Raw genomic sequence first — 16193 nt, 5'->3', positions numbered from 1 at the left:
CGGATCAGCTGCTGGCGCATGCGGCCTCCTCGCTCAGACCAGGGCCGGGCGGCGGGGTTCCACCGCACGGCCGTCGGGGAGCAGCTCACCGGTGTCGTCGAAGACCACCAGGCCGTTGCAGAGCAGGCTCCAGCCCTGTTCTGGGCGGAAGGCCACGGTGCGGGCGGCGTCGTGGTCGGCGCTGTCGGCGGACGGGCAGGGGGGCTGGTGGGAGCACATGGCGCACCTCCTCGCAGTGTGGGGCGGGAGGGCCGGTGGTCACCCGGTCGAATCCGCGATCCACGGTGGCGGTGAGTATTGCTGATCGCCGCCCCCGGACGGAACCCATATCGGGGATCCAGTTCAGGGTGTGTATGCCCGCTTACCATGCGCTCATGCCCGGTATTCGGATCGTTCACCGAACCCCTCTCCGGCCCGCCGCCGCGTGGCTGCGGGTCACGGACTGGGAACGCCACGGCGCCCAGGTTCCGCTCACGCGGACGATCATCGGGACGGCGCCGCCCACGCGCGCCGGAACGCGCTTCACGGCGCGCACGGGAGTGGGCAGGATCACGTTCGACGACCCCATGGAAGTCGTGCTCTGGCGGCCCCCGGCCGACGCCTCGCCGGGACTGGTCCGGCTGGAGAAGCGCGGCCGCGCGGTCACGGGCTGGGCGGAGATCGAGGTCCGCCCCGGTCCGGCCGGCGGATCGGTGGTGGAGTGGCGCGAGGAGCTGCGCGTACGCGGCCTGGGCCGCCGCTTCGACCCCCTGGTCGCGGCGGCCGGCCGGCTGCTCTTCTCACGGGCCCTCGCCCGGCTGCTGCGGGCATGACGGCGCGGGCTAGGGTGCCGTGATCACCGAGCACCCTTTGATCACCGCGAGACCCGAGGAGAGATCCGTGGCCACTCCGCCACCGCAGCACGGCGCCGGCCCCTACCACCCGTACGGCCCGCAGCAGGGCGGCCCCCACCTCCCGTACGGGGTGCCGCCGCAGGCGGTCCCGTACGGCCACGGGCCGGTGCCGCAGGCCCCGTACGGCTGCCGCGTGTGCGGGGCCCAGCCGGCCGCGCGGGCCACCGTGCGCGGGCATCAGGGCATGCTGGTGCTGATGCGGTTCCTGCGCCAGGAGGGGCCGTTCTGCCGCGACTGCGGGCTCGCCACCTACCGGAAGATGTCCGCGGACACGCTGTGGCAGGGCTGGTGGGGCCCGCTCTCCGTGTTCATCACGCCCGTCACCCTGCTGATGAACCTCGGCGCACGGTCGCGGTTCCTCAGGCTCGCTCCCCCCGCCGGCGCCATCGTGCCCTCACTGAGCCCCGGCAGGCCGCTGTGGCGCCGGCCGCCGGCGCTGGTCTTCCTGACGGCGGCCGTGCTGATCGCCTTGGCGCCGCCCCTCCTCGTACTGCTGGGCCTGGCGGCCGGGGACGACGGGCCGCCGACCGGGCCGGCCATCGGGACGTGCGTGCGCGACGCGGACCAACTGCGCAACGAGAAGCTGATTCCGGAGCCCTGCGGTTCCCCGCTGGCCGCGTACCTGGTCACCAAGGAGCGCGGCACCGGCGGCGCGGACTGCGCCGACGGCGACCTGATCAGCGTCCCCGACCAGTGGGTCGAGGACCCGCACTCGCTGTGCCTCACGCCCGTGCACGGGCGGACCCGGTCGTGAGGCACGGCGGGTCGGCGCCGGGCCGCTAGCGGATCGGCATCTGCGAGATCGTGCGGGCGATCACGAGGCGCTGGATCTCGCTGGTGCCCTCGAAGATGGTGTAAATGGCGCTGTCGCGGTGCATGCGCTCCACCGGGTACTCGCGGGTGAAGCCGTTGCCGCCGAGGATCTGGACCGCCTGCGCGGTCACCTTCTTGGCGACCTCGCTCGCGAACAGCTTCGACATGGAGCCCTCGGCGGAGGTGAAGGGCTTGCCCGCGACGGCCATCCAGGAGGCCCGCCACACGAGCAGCCGCGCCGCGTCGATGGAGGTCCGCATGTCGGCGAGCTGGAAGGCCACCCCCTGGTTGTCGATGATCGGACGGCCGAACTGCGTACGGGTCTTGGCGTAGTCGAGGGCGACCTCGTACGCGGCGCGCGCCGTGCCGACGGCCATGGCGCCGACGGCCGGGCGGGAGGCCTCGAAGGTGGCCATGGCCGCGTTCTTCACACGCTCGCCGGCGCCGCCGGCCCTGGCCCGTTCGTGGGCCCGCGCGAGCCGCTCGTCCAGCTTCTCCTTGCCGCCGAGCAGGCAGGAGCCGGGGACGCGGACGTCCTCCAGGACCACCTCGGCGGTGTGCGAGGCGCGGATGCCGTGCTTCTTGAACTTCTGGCCCTGGGACAGGCCCGGGGTGTTCGGCGGCACGATGAAGGAGGCGTGGCCCTTGGTGCCGAGGTCGGGGTCGACCACGGCGACGACGATGTGGACGTTGGCGATGCCGCCGTTGGTCGCCCAGGTCTTGGTGCCGTTGAGCACCCACTCGTCCTTGGCCTGGTCGTAGACGGCGCGGGTGCGCATCGAGCCGACGTCGGATCCGGCGTCCGGCTCGGAGGAGCAGAAGGCGGCGACCTTCACGTCGTCGGGGGTGCCGTACATCTGCGGGATCCAGGTCCCGATCTGCTCCTCGGTGCCGTTGGCGACGACGCCGATGGCCGCGAGCCCGGTACCGACGATCGACAGGGCGATGCCCGCGTCGCCCCAGAACAGCTCCTCCATGGCCATCGGGATGCCCAGGCCGGTAGGGTCGAAGAACTGCTGGGCGTAGAAGTCGAGCGAGTAGATCCCGACCTTCGCGGCCTCCTGGATGACGGGCCACGGAGTCTCTTCGCGCTCGTCCCATTCCGCGGCGGCGGGCCGGATCACCTCGGCCGCGAAGCCGTGGATCCAGTCGCGTACCTGCTTCTGGTCGTCATTGAGCTCCATGGTGAACTCCGCCATGTTCCCCTCCAGCTGTGCGTCCACCAGTGTGTTACTAGCGGTAACCCATACGGTGGCCACAGTGTGTTACCGGTGAGTAGCCACTGTCAAGCAGCGTCACGGCCGAGCCGGGGGCGCGGCGGCCGATTCGATCGCGAGGGTGTGCGGGGTGTTACGTTGCGTGGGCGTCACGCACCATCGCAAGGGCGGGGAGAGAAACACGTCATGGAGACCACTCAGCAGGCCGGCGAACCGGGAACGGCCGAGCGCCGCAGGCGGGAGCTGCTCGAAGCGGCCGACCGGGTCGTCCTCAGGGACGGGCCCAAGGCGTCCATGAACGCCATCGCGGCGGAGGCCGGCATCACCAAGCCGATCCTCTACCGGCACTTCGGCGACAAGGCCGGGCTCTACCAGGCCCTCGCCGTCCGGCACACCGACGCGCTGCTCGACTCGCTGCGGGCCGCGCTCGACGCCCCCGCCGAGCGCCGCAGCCGCGTGGAGTCCACCCTCGACACCTACCTCGCGGCCATCGAGGCCCGGCCGCAGGTCTACCGGTTCCTCATGCATCCCGCCGAGGACTCCCAGGCCGCCGAGAAGGGCTTCGACGTGGGCGTGCACTCGGCCCCGCTGCTGCGCCGGCTCGGCGAGGAGCTCGCCGACGTCATCGGCGAGCGGGTGGACCTCGGCCCCGGCGGCGAGCGCCTGGCCCGGATCTGGGGCCACGGGATCGTCGGCATGATGCACGCCGCCGGCGACTGGTGGCTCGGCGAGCGCCCCTGCGAGCGCGCGGAGTTGGTCACCGGACTCACCGACCTGCTGTGGGGCCGGCTGGCCACGGCCGGCAACCGCGTGGACGGCCCGGGGTTCTAGGGGCTCCCGGGCGGGAACCGCCGCTCAGCTCCGAGCGGCCGCCGCGGCCCGCGCGCCCCACGGCGTCTTGCGGATCGCCCGCCGCAGCCGCCGGGCACGCAGACCCGTGACCCGGTCCGCGTAGACCGTGCCGTCGAGGTGGTCGCACTCGTGCTGGAGGCAGCGCGCGAAGAAGCCGGTCCCCTCGATCCGTACGGGCGCGCCGTCGGAGGTGACCCCCTCGACGACCGCGCGGTCGAACCGGACGGTGCCCGCCTCCAGACCGGGCAGCGACAGGCACCCCTCGGGGCCGCGGAACTCGTCCCCGTCGGCCGCCACGAGGCGGGGGTTGACGATGTGCCCGACGTGGCGCACGTCCTCGTCGTCGGGGCAGTCGTACACGAACACCCGCTGCCCGACGCCGATCTGGTTCGCGGCGAGGCCGACGCCCTCGGCGGCGTACATCGTCGCGAACATGTCCTCGACGAGCCGGCCGAGGGCCGGACCGAACGCGGTGACCTCCTCGCACGGCGAGTGGAGCACCGGGTCGCCCAGCAGGCTCATGGTGCGGACGAGGCCGGTGGTACCGGGGATGGGGCGCTGTCGCATGGCCGTAAGGGTACGACGGGCGAATATATGAGGAGATCTGCGGCGCCCTGGGGCGCCGCGGTCAAGGCCCCGGCCGGTACTGGATAGGCTGGGGCCGACCGACGCAAGGAGGACAAGGGACGATGGCAGGCAACACAGAGCCGCTTTCGCCGCGGGCCAAGCTGGCCGTGACGGCGGGCAAGGCCGCGGCGGCGGTGTCGCGGGCCGCGGGACGCGGAAGCGGATCGGTGATCGGCGGGAAGGTCGCACTCAAACTCGACCCCGATCTCCTCGGAGCGCTCGCGCAGCATCTCGACGTCGTCCTCGTCTCCGCGACGAACGGCAAGACCACGACGACCCGGCTGATCGCCGAGGCCCTGCGGGCCAGCGGTCCGGTCGTCTCCAACGCCCTCGGCGCGAACATGCCGGCCGGCATCACCTCCGCCCTCGCGGGCGGCTCGGACGCCAAGTACGGCGTCATCGAGGTGGACGAGAAGTACCTCGCCGGAGTGGCCCGGGACGTCACCCCCAAGGTGATCGCCCTGCTGAACCTCTCCCGCGACCAGCTGGACCGCGCCGCCGAGACCCGCATGCTCGCGGAGAAGTGGCGCGAGGGCCTCCAGGGCTCCAAGGCCGTCATCGTCGCCAACTGCGACGACCCGCTCATCGTGTGGTCGGCCTCCTCCTCGCAGAACGTGGTGTGGGTCGCCGCCGGCCAGGAGTGGAAGGACGACGCCTGGTCGTGCCCCTCCTGCGGTGGCGTCATGCAGCGCCCCGGGGACGACTGGTTCTGCGGCGAGTGCGGGTTCCGGCGCCCCACCCCGAGCTGGGTGCTGTCCGGGGACCACGTACTGGACCCGCACGGCTCGGCCTGGCCGATCCACCTCCAGCTGCCCGGCCGCGCCAACAAGGCGAACGCCGCCACCTCGGCCGCCGTGGCCGCCGTCTTCGGCGTCCCGCCGCAGGTGGCGCTGGAGCGCATGTACCAGGTGCAGGCCGTCGCCGGCCGCTACGACGTGATCACCTTCCAGGGCCGTGAGCTGCGCCTGCTGCTCGCGAAGAACCCGGCGGGCTGGCTCGAAACGTTTTCGCTGATCGACCCGCCGCCGACCCCGGTGATCCTCTCGGTGAACGCGCGCGGCGCCGACGGCACGGACACCTCCTGGCTGTGGGACGTGGACTACCCGCGGCTGGCCGGGCACCCGATCTTCGTGATCGGCGACCGCAAGCTGGACCTCGCGGTCCGCCTGGAGGTCGCGGGCCTGGACTTCCGCGTGTGCGAGACCCTCGACGAGGCCGTGCAGCTGGCGCCGCCCGGGCAGATCGAGCTGATCGCCAACTACACCGCCTTCCAGGACGTGCGCCGCCGCGTCGGCAACTAGAACTCTCACCTGAACCGCAGAGGAAAAGAGCATGAGCGACAACAGCCTGCGTCTGGTGTGGGTCTACCCGGACCTGCTGAGCACGTACGGAGACCAGGGCAACGCCCTCGTGGTGGAGCGCCGGGCCCGCCAGCGCGGCTTGGACGTGCAGCGCGTGGACGTGCGCAGCGACCAGCCCATCCCCACGTCGGGCGACATCTACCTGATCGGCGGCGGTGAGGACCGCCCGCAGCGGCTCGCCGCGGAGCGCCTGCTGCGCGACGGCGGTCTGGAGCGGGCCGTCTCGAACGGGGCGATCGTCTTCTCCGTCTGCGCCGGCTACCAGATCCTCGGCAACGAGTTCGTCAACGACATGGGCGAACGCCAGGAGGGCCTCGGCCTGCTGGACGTGGTCACCGTGCGCGGCACGGGCGAGCGGTGCGTCGGCGACGTCCTCGCGGACATCGACCCGCGCCTGAACCTGCCGCAGCTGACGGGCTTCGAGAACCACCAGGGCGTCACCCAGCTCGGCCCGACGGCCCGCCCGTTCGCCCGGGTCACGATGGGCCGGGGCAACGGCACCGGCGACGGCACCGAGGGCGCGTACAACGACACGGTCTTCGGCACCTACATGCACGGTCCCGTGATGGCCCGCAACCCGCAGATCGCGGACCTGCTGCTGAAGCTGGCCCTCGACGTGAACGCGCTGCCGCCCATCGACGACCGCTGGTACGAGGCGCTGCGCGCCGAGCGCATCGCGGCGGCGACCCAGCCCGCGTAGCACCGCGCGGACCGCTCATCGGGGCGGCCCCGCCATCATGTGTTCGGCCCGGTTTTCCCTTGGGGGAACCGGGCCGACGTGGTTTCGTACGACGAGTACGACCAGCATGTGGAGGATGGTTCAGCCCACCTCTCCACCACTTGTAGGGTGGCCGTAGTTCCAACCGGACGACGTGGTCCGGTCGTCGGCCCACGTTGCAAAGGTCTTCCTGCCATGCGCATTGGTGTGCTCACTTCCGGCGGCGACTGCCCCGGCCTCAATGCCGTCATCCGTTCCGTCGTCCACCGCGCCGTCGTCGACCACGGCGACGAGGTCATCGGCTTCCACGACGGCTGGCGCGGCCTGCTGGAGTGCGACTACCGCAAGCTGGACCTCGACGCCGTGGCCGGCATCCTGGCCCGCGGCGGCACCATCCTGGGTTCCTCGCGGGTGCAGCCCGCGCACCTGCGCGACGGCGTGGAGCGGGCCCGCGGGCACGTCGCCGACCTCGGCCTGGACGCCATCATCCCGATCGGCGGCGAGGGCACCCTGAAGGCGGCCAACCTGCTCTCGCAGGCCGGTCTGCCGATCGTGGGCGTCCCGAAGACCATCGACAACGACATCGCCTCGACGGACGTCACGTTCGGCTTCGACACCGCCGTCGGGGTCGCCACCGAGGCCCTGGACCGGCTGAAGACCACCGCCGAGTCCCACCAGCGCGTGATGGTCGTCGAGGTCATGGGCCGCCACACCGGCTGGATCGCACTGCACTCGGGCATGGCCGCCGGCGCACACGCCATCATCGTCCCGGAGCGCCCCTTCGACATCGACGAGCTGACGGCGATCGTCGGCGAGCGCTTCTCGGCGGGCAAGCGGTTCGCGATCGTCGTGGTCGCCGAGGGCGCCAAGCCGCGCGCCGGCTCCATGGACTTCCAGGAGGGCGGCACCGACCAGTACGGGCACGAGCGCTTCGCCGGCATCGGCAACCTGCTCGCCGTCGAGCTGGAGCGGCGCCTGGGCAAGGAGGCCCGTCCGGTCATCCTGGGCCACGTCCAGCGCGGCGGTACGCCGACCGCGTACGACCGGGTCCTGGCCACCCGCTTCGGCTGGCATGCGGTCGAGGCGGCGCACCGCGGTGAGTTCGGGATGCTGACCGCGCTGCGCGGCACCGACATCGAGATGGTCCCGCTCGCCGACGCCGTGCAGACCCTGAAGACGGTCCCGGCGGAGCGCTACTCCGAGGCGCAGAACGTTCTGTGATGTTTCCCCCCTTCTGCTGCGATATCCCGTAGTGCCGCCCCCGGACGCGTTCGCGCCCGGGGGCGGCACTACTGTGGTGGGGCACCACAGGTCAAGGGAGTGAACAGATGGATCACAGCGGTCACGGCATGGACATGGACATGAACATGGACCTGCCGCCGTTCACTCTCGGGCGCGGGCTGGAGTTCTCCTTCGACGCGTTCTTCCTGATCGGCTCGCTGGTCGGCCTCGGCCTGTACCTGTGGGGCGTGGTGCGGCTGCGCCGCCGCGGGGACGCCTGGCCGCCGGGCCGGACCATCGCCTTCACCGCCGGAGTGCTGAGCGTCGCCCTGGTGATGTGCACCAAGCTGAACGACTACGGCATGGTCATGTTCAGCGTGCACATGGTCCAGCACATGGTCATCAGCATGCTCTCCCCGATCCTGCTCCTGCTGGGCGCGCCGGTGACCCTGGCGCTGCGCGCGCTGCCGCCCGCCGCCCGCGGCCACAAGGGCCCCCGTGAGCTGCTGCTGATGCTGCTGCACAGCCGGTACATGAAGGTGATCACCCACCCGGTGTTCACGATCCCCCTGTTCATCGCCAGCCTCTACGCCCTCTACTTCACCCCGATCTTCGACTTCCTGATGGAGAGCAAGGCCGGGCACATCGGCATGATGGTGCACTTCCTGGCCGTCGGCCTGGTCTTCTTCTGGCCGATCATGGGCGTGGACCCGGGCCCGCACCGTCCCGGCTACGTGATGCGGATGCTGGAGCTCTTCGCCGGCATGCCGTTCCACGCCTTCTTCGGCATCGCCCTGATGATGGCGAGCGAGCCGATGATCAAGACGTACGCGAACCCGCCGGCCTCCCTCGGCATCGACCCGCTGCTCGACCAGCAGTGGGGCGGCGGCATCGCCTGGGCCTTCAGCGAGATCCCGTCCGTGCTGGTCCTGATCGCGCTGGTCTACCAGTGGTACCACTCCGAGCAGCGGGCCGCGAAGCGCGCGGACCGGGCCGCGGACCGTGACGGCGACCAGGAGCTGGAGGCGTACAACTCCTATCTCGCCTCGCTCCAAGCGCGTGGCCAGTAGCGCGCCGGCACCTTCGCGCGCGACCATGGGGCATGACCGGATCCGTTAAGGCGATGGCCGTCATGACCTTCGCCGCTCTGGTGGCCGTCGCCACGTACTCCGTGGCCCTCGGCAGCAATGGCTGGCTGTGGTTCGGCTGGGTCGTCCTCGGCCTGCTGACCGCCGGCATGGCAGCCTCCCGCAAGACCTGAACCGGCGCCTGCGCGCCCCGTCCGATCCCTCCGCCCCTCCCGCCGCGGGCGCCCCCCTTGCCAGGCCCGGCTCCTTCGGCCGATTCCGATCGGTCCTCACATGAACCCCCGGCGACGCCGTCCGTGCTATGAGGCGAAGGAAGTCAGGCTCCCCGGCTGGTCCTGAGCCCGCCCCGGGCCGGTCCGCCGACCGCGGTCGTCCTGTGCCGGCCGGTGGGATTCTGGTTCGCCATGCCCATCCGGCACCGTGTCCGGCACACTGACCTGACCCCAGGTGAAGGGAAAACGCCCCGGTGTTCTACAGCTTGCTCAAGCACGTGCTGCTCGGTCCGCTGCTCCGGCTGCTGTTCCGGCCGCGCATCGAGGGACTGGAGAACATCCCCGAGGAGGGGGCCGCGATCGTCGCGGGCAACCACCTGTCGTTCTCCGACCACTTCCTGATGCCCGCCATCCTGAAACGCCGGATCACCTTCCTCGCGAAGGCCGAGTACTTCACCGGACCCGGCGTGAAGGGGAAGCTGACCGCGTTCTTCTTCCGCAGCGCCGGGCAGATCCCGGTGGACCGCTCGGGCAAGGACGCCGGGCAGGCCGCGCTGCGCGAGGGGCTCGGCGTGCTGGCCAGGGGCGAGCTGCTCGGCATCTACCCGGAGGGCACCCGCTCCCACGACGGGCGGCTCTACAAGGGCAAGGTGGGCGTGGCCGCGATGGCGCTCGGGGCCGGGGTGCCCGTCGTACCGTGCGCGATGGTCGGGACCTTCGAGATCCAGCCGCCCGGGCAGAAGATCCCGAACATCCGGCGCGTCACCATCCGCTTCGGCGAGCCGCTGGACTTCTCCCGGTACGCCGGGCTGGAGGGCGAGCGGGCCGTTCTGCGGGCCGTGACCGACGAGATCATGTACGCGGTCCTCGGCCTGTCCGGCCAGGAGTACGTCGACCGGTACGCCGCCGAGGTCAAGGCGGAGGAGGAGGAAGCGCGGAAGAAGGCCCGGCGCAGGACGCGCTGAGCCTTCTCCCGTGCTGATTCTCCTACGGTGCCGCTCCGCCGGCGCCGTCCGCTAGCGGACGGCCGGCAGCTCCTCCAGCGCCGGGAGCGCCGAGGCCGGAGCCTTCTCCAGCGAGCGGGCCGCGGCCGGGGCCGGGGGAACCGGTGTGGCGTGCGGGCCGCACTTCACGTCCTTGGCGTCGACCTTGCCGGTCAGCAGGTAGGCGTCCACCCGGGTGTTGATGCAGGGGTTCACCAGGCTGGTGACACCGTGCGAGCCGGCGTTCTGCTCGGTGATCAGACGCGAACCGGCGAGGCGGCGGTGCAGCTCGACGCCACCCTCGTACGGCGTGGCGGCGTCACGCTCGGACTGGACGATCAGGACCGGCGGCAGACCGCGCTTGGCACCGACCTCGATCGGGTTGCTCTGCTTGGACTTCCAGGTCGCGCAGGGCAGGTTCATCCACGCGTTGGACCAGGTGAGGAAGGGGTACTTCTCGTTCAGCTTCGTGTTGTCCCGGTCCCACTTGGCCCAGCTGGTGGGCCACTTGGCATCGGCGCACTCGACCGCGGTGTAGACGGCGTTGCTGTTCTCGGACGCCGCGTTGCCCTTGGTGTCCGACATGTCCGGGGCGATGGCCTCGATCAGCGGCTTCTCGTCACCGGCGGCCCAGGCGCTGAACGCCTGCGCGACCGGGACCCACGAGGAGTCGTAGTACGGGGCGCCCTGGAAGAAGCCGATGAGCTCGTTCGGGCCGACGACGCCGCCGAGCGGGTTGGCCTTGGCCTGAGCGCGCAGCTGCTGGTACTTGGCCTCGACCTTGGCGCGGGTGTCGCCGAGGTGGAAGACGGAGTCGTACTTGGCGACCCAGTCCTGCCAGTCGTTCCAGCGCGTCTGGAAGGCGACGTCCTGGTCCAGGTTGGCCTGGTACCAGATGTTGTCCGTGTCCGGGTTGACCACGCTGTCGACGATCATGCGGCGCACGTGGGTCGGGAAGAGCGTCGCGTAGACGCCGCCCAGGTAGGTGCCGTAGGAGACGCCGAGGTAGTTCAGCTTCTTCTCACCGAGGGCGGCCCGGATGACGTCCAGGTCGCGCGCGGTGTTCGGCGTGGTCATGTGCGGCAGCATCTCGCCGCTGCGCTCCTTGCAGCCGTCCGCGTACTCGGCGGCCAGCTTGCGCTGGGCGCGCTTGTCCGCCTCGCCCGACGGGACCGGGTCGGCCTTGGGCGCCTTGACGAACTCCTGCGGGTCGATGCAGGAGATCGGGGCGGAGTGGCCGACACCGCGGGGGTCGAAGCCCACGAAGTCGTAGGCCTTGGAGGTGTTGACCCACAGCGGGCTCTTGGTGGTGACCCGGCGCGGGAAGCGCATGCCGGAGCCGCCGGGGCCGCCCGGGTTGTAGACGAGCGCGCCCTGGCGCTCCTCCTTGGTGCCGGTGCTGCCGATCCGGTCGACGGCGAGGTCGATGGTCTTGCCGAACGGCTTGGAGTAGTCCAGCGGGACCTTGACCCAGCCGCACTGGATCGGGGCCTCGAAGCCCCAGTCGGCGGGGCAGTCCTTCCACTCGACTCCGGTGGCGGCGGCGCGGGCGGCGGCGAGCTGGACACCCAGCGCCTCCGGGAACCCGCTGTTCTGGCCGGTCGGGGCGGCGGCGGCCGGCGTGGCCAGCAGCAGGCCCGCGGCCAGTGCTCCGGTGATCAGAGTGGCAGCGCTCCCCAGCGCCGCAGTACGTATCACGTGGTTGTTCCCCCTGCGTCAGACCCGGCCGGAGAGGGCCGGGTTGGTCGGGTCGGTCGGTCGGTCGAACAGGGGCGATCCTTTCGCCTGACCTACACCTGACAACAGAGCGAGGTCCTGTTCTTTGCCAACCCGATAACCGGGGAGGCGTGTACCGCTGAGCGGTGTCCCATTCGTCCCAGGTTCGCGCAGCCGTTACCAGCCATAGGTGCGACACGCCGCGTCGAGTACCTCGCGCAGCCGCAGGGCGTCCGGCGCAAGAGCCGTCACCAGGACGGCGGGACCGGCCAGCGGGGTGACGGCCGCGAACTCCCCGAGTACGGCGGCGGCCGGCGCCGATCCGGCGAACGCCGGGTCGACGACCAGGAGCTGACCGAGCGCCCGGTGGCCCGCGAGCCCCGCCGGACCGTCCCAGCCACCGGGCGCCCCCGGCCCGCAGGCCAGCTCCTGGTCCAGCAGCGGGCCCCCGCCCCGGGTCACGGTGAGCCGGCTGCGCAGCAGTCCCGGCTCCTCCCCCCAACGGCCCAGCACCTGCTCCTCGCGCAGCAGCAGCCGGGCCGTGGGCGCGAGTTCGGCGCGCGTGCGGACCCGCAGGTCGCTGCCGCTTACGGAGACCAGCGGCTCCGGCAGCCACCGCAGCGCCGAGTCCTCAGCCAGGGTCAGCCGTACGTCGTACCGCGCGGGCTCCCCGCCGCGGCCGGGCAGCGCGAGGGTGGCGGCCGCGGAGCCCAGGGCGAGCCGGGCCCCGGGCCCGGCGGCGGCCTCCACCGTGAGGTGGTCCCCGCCGAGCGGGGCGCTCATCGCGCCGACCAGCATCACGCCGGCCTCGGCTCCCGCGCCCCGGGTGCGGCGCAGCGCGAGCGGTCCCTCCCCGGCCAGCAGGGGCAGGGCGGTGCCGCCGCGGCCGTCGGCGACGGCGGCGATCCGGGCGGTGGCCCGGACCCCGGCCGGCGTCGTGGCGGGGCCGGGCGGAGCCGGCGGAACCGGGCCGGGCGGAGCCGGGGCCGGCAGGGCGGCGGGGGGCGCGGCGGCCACCGTAGGACTCACCGGGCGGCCCAGACGGCGATCCGCTCGCGCACCCACGCGGCCACCGGGGCCACGCCCTGCGCACCGCGCAGCGACTGGAAGGCCACCGGGAGTTCGCCGCGCTGCGCGGCGGCGTCGCGCGCCATCCGGTCCAGGTCGGAGCCCACATAGGGGGCGAGGTCGGTCTTGTTGACGACGAGCAGGTCGGCGGTGGTGACCCCGGGACCGCCCTTGCGCGGGATGTCGTCGCCCCCCGCCACGTCGATGACGAAGATCTGGGCGTCGACGAGGCCGCGGGAGAACGTCGCGGTGAGGTTGTCGCCGCCGGACTCGACGAGGATCAGGTCGAGCGGACCGACCGTCTCCTCCAGCTCCTCCACCGCCTCCAGGTTGGCGGAGATGTCGTCCCGGATGGCGGTGTGCGGGCAGGCGCCGGTCTCGACCGCGCTGATCCGCTCGGGCGGCAGGACGGCCTCGCGGAGCAGGAACTCGGCGTCCTCGCGGGTGTAGATGTCGTTGGTGACGACGGCCATGGACAACTCGGCGCGCAGGGCGCGGCAGAGCGCGGCGACGGTGGCGGTCTTGCCGGAGCCGACGGGTCCGCCGAGTCCGATGCGCAGGGCGCGGCGCGAGCCGTCCGCCCGCACCGGCTCGGCGCTGTGGGTGTGGCGCTGGGGGTAGGTCACGCCGTGGTCGAGGTGCATGGGGATCTCCAAGTCGTGGAGGTGGTCGAAGGGCCGTGGGAGGGCCGGTCAGGAGGCGAACAGCCGTACCGGCCAGTCGGCATGGATCTCCGCCGTGATGTCGAGCAGCGGTGAGGAGGCCGCGGGCAGGGCGTCCGGGCCGTCCCGGCGGGCCCGGTCCGCCGCCCGCGCGGCCCGGGCCGAGAGGGCGTCGAGCTCGGGGCCGAGGCGGGCCAGGACCCCGCTGGCCTCGAAGGGGTCCAGGCCGAGGAGGCGTACCGTCGCCGTCGCCGGTCCGCTCACGCTCTCGTACGCCGCCACGTGCGCGGCCTCCAGCGGCCCGAGCCCGGCCGCCCGGGCGGTGAGCCCGAGCACCACCGGCTGGTGCGCGCCGCGCGGGAAGGCCGCGGCGAGCGCGTCGAGTTCGGCGGCGGGCCAGGTGGCCCGGGCGGCGCGCAGCAGCTGCCGGCCCAGCCTCCGGGCCGCGGCTCGCAGCGCGGGCGACGGCGTGCGGGCGTCGGCCGCGGCGTCGAGGACCGCCGGGTCCAGCCCGAGGGCAGCGGCGGCGGCCAGGGCGGCGGCGGTGAGTCCGGCGGTGTGGAGGCGGCCGCGGCAGAACTCCTCCAGGGTGGAGGCGTCGTGGATGCGGCCGGCCTTGCAGGCGGCCTCGGCCCCGCCGGAGTGGGCGTGCCCCCCGGCGGGGAAGCGCCCGTCGGCGAGTACGAGCAGGGCGGCGAGGCTCACGGGGCTACGCCCGTCGTCGGCGACCCCATGTCAGAAGAGGAAGTATCTCTGGGCCATGGGCAGCTCCGCGGCGGGCGCGGGCTCCACCACCTCGCCGTCGATGGTGACGGTGAAGGTGTCGGCGTCGACCTTGACCCTTGGCATGGCGTCGTTGTTGCGCATGTCGTCCTTGGTCACCTTGCGGGTGCTCTCGATCGCGACGAACTGCTTGCCGAGGCCGAGCCGTTCGGGCAGCGCGTCGTCGAGCGCCGCCTGCGCCGTGAAGTTGACCGAGTTCAGTGCGGGCGCCCGGCCGTGGCTGCCGAACATCGGGCGGGGCAGCACCGGTTGCGGGGTCGGGATGGAGGCGTTCGCGTCGCCCATCTGCGCGTAGGCGATCTGGCCGCCCTTGATGACCACTTCAGGCTTGACCCCGAAGAAGGCGGGCGTCCAGAGCACGAGGTCGGCCAGCTTCCCGGTCTCCACCGAGCCGATCTCCCGCGCGAGGCCCTGGGCCACGGCGGGGTTGATCGTGTACTTGGCGACGTAGCGGCGGGCGCGCTGGTTGTCGGCCGGTCCGTCGCCGGGCAGGAAGCCGCGCCGCTTCTTCATCACGTGGGCCGTCTGCCAGGTGCGCATCACGACCTCGCCCACGCGGCCCATGGCCTGGGAGTCGGAGGAGATGATGGAGATCGCGCCGAGGTCGTGCAGGACGTCCTCGGCGGCGATGGTCGAGGGCCTGATCCGGGATTCGGCGAAGGCCAGGTCCTCGGGGACGGCCGGGTTCAGGTGGTGGCAGACCATCAGCATGTCGAGGTGTTCCTCGATGGTGTTGACGGTGTGCGGCCGGGTCGGGTTGGTGGAGCTGGGCAGGATGTTCGGCTCGGAGACCACGGTGATGATGTCGGGTGCGTGCCCGCCGCCCGCGCCCTCGGTGTGGTACGAGTGGATCGTCCGCCCGGCGATGGCGGCGAGGGTGTCGTCGACGAATCCGGCCTCGTTGAGGGTGTCGGTGTGGATGGCCACCTGGGCGCCGGTCTCCTCGCAGACGCCGAGACAGGCGTCGATGACGGCGGGGGTGGCCCCCCAGTCCTCGTGGATCTTGAAACCGAGGGCGCCGCCGCGCAGCTGTGAGTACATGGCCTCGCGGGACATGGTGTTGCCCTTGCCCAGCAGGCCGATGTTGACGGGGTAGGACTCCAGGGCCGCGAACATCCGGGCGAGGTGCCAGGGTCCGGGGGTGACGGTGGTGGCCTTGGTGCCCTCGGCGGGACCGGTGCCGCCTCCCACGAGGGTGGTGATGCCGGAGGCGAGGGCCTCGTCGATGACGGTCGGCGAGATGAAGTGCACGTGGGCGTCGATGGCGCCCGCCGTGACGATCTTCCCGTTGCCCGCGATGATCTCGGTCTCGGGGCCGATCACGAGCGCGGGATCCACCCCGTCCATGGTGTCGGGGTTGCCGGCCTTCCCGATGCCGCAGATGCGGCCGTCGCGGATGCCGAGGTCGGCCTTGACGATGCCCCAGTGGTCGAGGACGACGACCCCGGTGATCACGGTGTCGGGAGCGCCCTCCGCGCGCGTGGTGCGGGCCTGGCCCATCGATTCGCGGATCACCTTGCCGCCGCCGAACACGGCCTCGTCGCCGGAGCGTCCGGGTCCACCGCTGAGGTCCTGCTCGATCTCGACGAAGAGGTCGGTGTCGGCGAGCCGGATGCGGTCGCCCGCGGTCGGCCCGAAGAGGTCGGCGTACGCGCGCCGGTCGAGCTCAGCCATCGAGCGGCCCCCCGGTCTCCCCGCGCAGGCCCGGTACGGTGCGCAGCCCGCCCAGCGGTACGAGTTCCACCGCGACCGGGATGCCCGGCTCGAAGCGCACGGCGGTGCCGGCGGCGATGTTCAGCCGCAGCCCGCGGGCGGCCGCGCGGTCGAAGTCGAGGCCGGGGTTGGCCTCGGCGAAGTGGTAGTGGGAGCCGACCTGGACGGGCCGGTCGGCGGCGTTGAGCACGGTGAGGCGGGTGACGGGCCGGCCCTCGTTGAGGCGCACCGGGCCGTCCCCGTGGACGATTTCGCCGGGGATCATG

General features: G+C 72.3%; 18 protein-coding genes. 9 read left to right on the top strand and 9 right to left on the bottom strand.

Annotated elements, in window-relative coordinates; all coding sequences use genetic code 11:
- Positions 1-33: 33 nt before the first annotated feature.
- Positions 34-219 carry a DUF5999 family protein gene (locus CP980_RS28650; protein ID WP_030158228.1) on the bottom strand — a complete coding sequence of 62 codons (186 nt, stop codon included), beginning with the start codon at positions 217-219 and terminating at the stop codon, positions 34-36.
- Positions 220-374: 155 nt separating this feature from the next.
- Between CP980_RS28650 and CP980_RS28645 the strand changes: the two genes are divergently transcribed.
- Positions 375-812, top strand: coding sequence for an SRPBCC family protein (locus CP980_RS28645; protein ID WP_150529366.1), 438 nt, complete (start codon positions 375-377; stop codon positions 810-812).
- A 67-nt stretch (positions 813-879) separates the two neighbouring features.
- Positions 880-1647: a hypothetical protein gene (locus tag CP980_RS28640; protein WP_229906971.1), complete on the top strand. Its 768-nt coding sequence runs from the start codon at positions 880-882 to the stop codon at positions 1645-1647.
- Between the two features lie 25 nt (positions 1648-1672).
- On the opposite strand, the gene CP980_RS28635 is transcribed toward CP980_RS28640, so the two are convergent.
- On the bottom strand, positions 1673-2905 hold the full coding sequence (locus tag CP980_RS28635; protein ID WP_132758997.1) for an acyl-CoA dehydrogenase family protein: 1233 nt from the start codon (positions 2903-2905) through the stop codon (positions 1673-1675).
- Between the two features lie 204 nt (positions 2906-3109).
- On the opposite strand from CP980_RS28635, the gene CP980_RS28630 reads away from it, so the two are divergent.
- Positions 3110-3754 (top strand): TetR/AcrR family transcriptional regulator, encoded by a 645-nt coding sequence (locus tag CP980_RS28630; protein ID WP_099893964.1) that lies wholly within the window; start codon positions 3110-3112, stop codon positions 3752-3754.
- A gap of 24 nt (positions 3755-3778) precedes the next feature.
- On the opposite strand, the gene def is transcribed toward CP980_RS28630, so the two are convergent.
- A complete protein-coding gene (def, locus tag CP980_RS28625) occupies positions 3779-4342 on the bottom strand; it encodes a peptide deformylase (protein WP_123515566.1) in 564 nt (187 codons plus the stop codon).
- A 122-nt stretch (positions 4343-4464) separates the two neighbouring features.
- On the opposite strand from def, the gene CP980_RS28620 reads away from it, so the two are divergent.
- The 6 genes from CP980_RS28620 (at position 4465) to CP980_RS28600 (ending at position 9967) form a co-directional block, all read left to right on the top strand.
- Complete coding sequence (locus CP980_RS28620; RefSeq protein WP_099893962.1) at positions 4465-5703, top strand: MurT ligase domain-containing protein; 1239 nt, start codon at positions 4465-4467, stop codon at positions 5701-5703.
- Between the two features lie 31 nt (positions 5704-5734).
- The gene (locus CP980_RS28615) at positions 5735-6463 is read left to right on the top strand and encodes a type 1 glutamine amidotransferase (protein ID WP_132758742.1); all 729 of its coding nucleotides are present in this window, start codon (positions 5735-5737) and stop codon (positions 6461-6463) included.
- Between the two features lie 213 nt (positions 6464-6676).
- Positions 6677-7702 (top strand): 6-phosphofructokinase, encoded by a 1026-nt coding sequence (locus CP980_RS28610; RefSeq protein ID WP_150529365.1) that lies wholly within the window; start codon positions 6677-6679, stop codon positions 7700-7702.
- A 107-nt stretch (positions 7703-7809) separates the two neighbouring features.
- A complete protein-coding gene (locus tag CP980_RS28605; protein ID WP_150529364.1) occupies positions 7810-8772 on the top strand; it encodes a cytochrome c oxidase assembly protein in 963 nt (320 codons plus the stop codon).
- Positions 8773-8804: 32 nt separating this feature from the next.
- A complete protein-coding gene (locus CP980_RS35285) occupies positions 8805-8963 on the top strand; it encodes a hypothetical protein (RefSeq protein WP_165937333.1) in 159 nt (52 codons plus the stop codon).
- 293 nt (positions 8964-9256) lie between these two features.
- Complete coding sequence (locus CP980_RS28600; protein ID WP_132758736.1) at positions 9257-9967, top strand: lysophospholipid acyltransferase family protein; 711 nt, start codon at positions 9257-9259, stop codon at positions 9965-9967.
- A gap of 51 nt (positions 9968-10018) precedes the next feature.
- On the opposite strand, the gene CP980_RS28595 is transcribed toward CP980_RS28600, so the two are convergent.
- The 6 genes from CP980_RS28595 to CP980_RS28570 form a co-directional block, all read right to left on the bottom strand.
- Positions 10019-11683 (bottom strand): alpha/beta hydrolase, encoded by a 1665-nt coding sequence (locus tag CP980_RS28595; RefSeq protein WP_132758734.1) that lies wholly within the window; start codon positions 11681-11683, stop codon positions 10019-10021.
- Between the two features lie 195 nt (positions 11684-11878).
- A complete protein-coding gene (locus tag CP980_RS28590) occupies positions 11879-12694 on the bottom strand; it encodes an urease accessory protein UreD (protein WP_150530383.1) in 816 nt (271 codons plus the stop codon).
- Between the two features lie 32 nt (positions 12695-12726).
- Positions 12727-13413 carry an urease accessory protein UreG gene (gene ureG, locus CP980_RS28585; RefSeq protein WP_132758732.1) on the bottom strand — a complete coding sequence of 229 codons (687 nt, stop codon included), beginning with the start codon at positions 13411-13413 and terminating at the stop codon, positions 12727-12729.
- A 48-nt stretch (positions 13414-13461) separates the two neighbouring features.
- On the bottom strand, positions 13462-14136 hold the full coding sequence (locus tag CP980_RS28580; RefSeq protein ID WP_150529363.1) for an urease accessory protein UreF: 675 nt from the start codon (positions 14134-14136) through the stop codon (positions 13462-13464).
- A 30-nt stretch (positions 14137-14166) separates the two neighbouring features.
- Complete coding sequence (locus CP980_RS28575) at positions 14167-15888, bottom strand: urease subunit alpha (protein WP_150529362.1); 1722 nt, start codon at positions 15886-15888, stop codon at positions 14167-14169.
- Entirely contained in the window at positions 15881-16192 is a 312-nt protein-coding gene (locus tag CP980_RS28570; RefSeq protein ID WP_099893952.1) for an urease subunit beta, read from the bottom strand. Before CP980_RS28570 ends, CP980_RS28575 begins: the two co-directional genes overlap by 8 nt.
- Between the last annotated feature and the right edge of the window lies 1 nt (position 16193).

The organism is Streptomyces vinaceus, from assembly GCF_008704935.1.
In the GTDB taxonomy this organism is placed as follows: Bacteria; Actinomycetota; Actinomycetes; order Streptomycetales; family Streptomycetaceae; genus Streptomyces; species Streptomyces vinaceus.
This window is presented reverse-complemented; position numbering and strand designations above follow the sequence as displayed.

Excerpts from the sequence above, each read along its gene's own strand:
- CP980_RS28650 (WP_030158228.1), bottom strand. The coding sequence starts at position 219 with ATGTGCTCCCACCAGCCCCCCTGCCCGTCCGCCGACAGCGCCGACCAC.
- CP980_RS28645 (WP_150529366.1), top strand. The coding sequence starts at position 375 with ATGCCCGGTATTCGGATCGTTCACCGAACCCCTCTCCGGCCCGCCGCC.
- CP980_RS28635 (WP_132758997.1), bottom strand. The coding sequence starts at position 2,905 with ATGGCGGAGTTCACCATGGAGCTCAATGACGACCAGAAGCAGGTACGC.
- CP980_RS28630 (WP_099893964.1), top strand. The coding sequence starts at position 3,110 with ATGGAGACCACTCAGCAGGCCGGCGAACCGGGAACGGCCGAGCGCCGC.
- def (WP_123515566.1), bottom strand. The coding sequence starts at position 4,342 with ATGCGACAGCGCCCCATCCCCGGTACCACCGGCCTCGTCCGCACCATG.
- CP980_RS28620 (WP_099893962.1), top strand. The coding sequence starts at position 4,465 with ATGGCAGGCAACACAGAGCCGCTTTCGCCGCGGGCCAAGCTGGCCGTG.
- CP980_RS28615 (WP_132758742.1), top strand. The coding sequence starts at position 5,735 with ATGAGCGACAACAGCCTGCGTCTGGTGTGGGTCTACCCGGACCTGCTG.
- CP980_RS28610 (WP_150529365.1), top strand. The coding sequence starts at position 6,677 with ATGCGCATTGGTGTGCTCACTTCCGGCGGCGACTGCCCCGGCCTCAAT.
- CP980_RS28605 (WP_150529364.1), top strand. The coding sequence starts at position 7,810 with ATGGATCACAGCGGTCACGGCATGGACATGGACATGAACATGGACCTG.
- CP980_RS35285 (WP_165937333.1), top strand. The coding sequence starts at position 8,805 with ATGACCGGATCCGTTAAGGCGATGGCCGTCATGACCTTCGCCGCTCTG.
- ureG (WP_132758732.1), bottom strand. The coding sequence starts at position 13,413 with ATGCACCTCGACCACGGCGTGACCTACCCCCAGCGCCACACCCACAGC.
- CP980_RS28575 (WP_150529362.1), bottom strand. The coding sequence starts at position 15,888 with ATGGCTGAGCTCGACCGGCGCGCGTACGCCGACCTCTTCGGGCCGACC.
- CP980_RS28570 (WP_099893952.1), bottom strand. The coding sequence starts at position 16,192 with ATGATCCCCGGCGAAATCGTCCACGGGGACGGCCCGGTGCGCCTCAAC.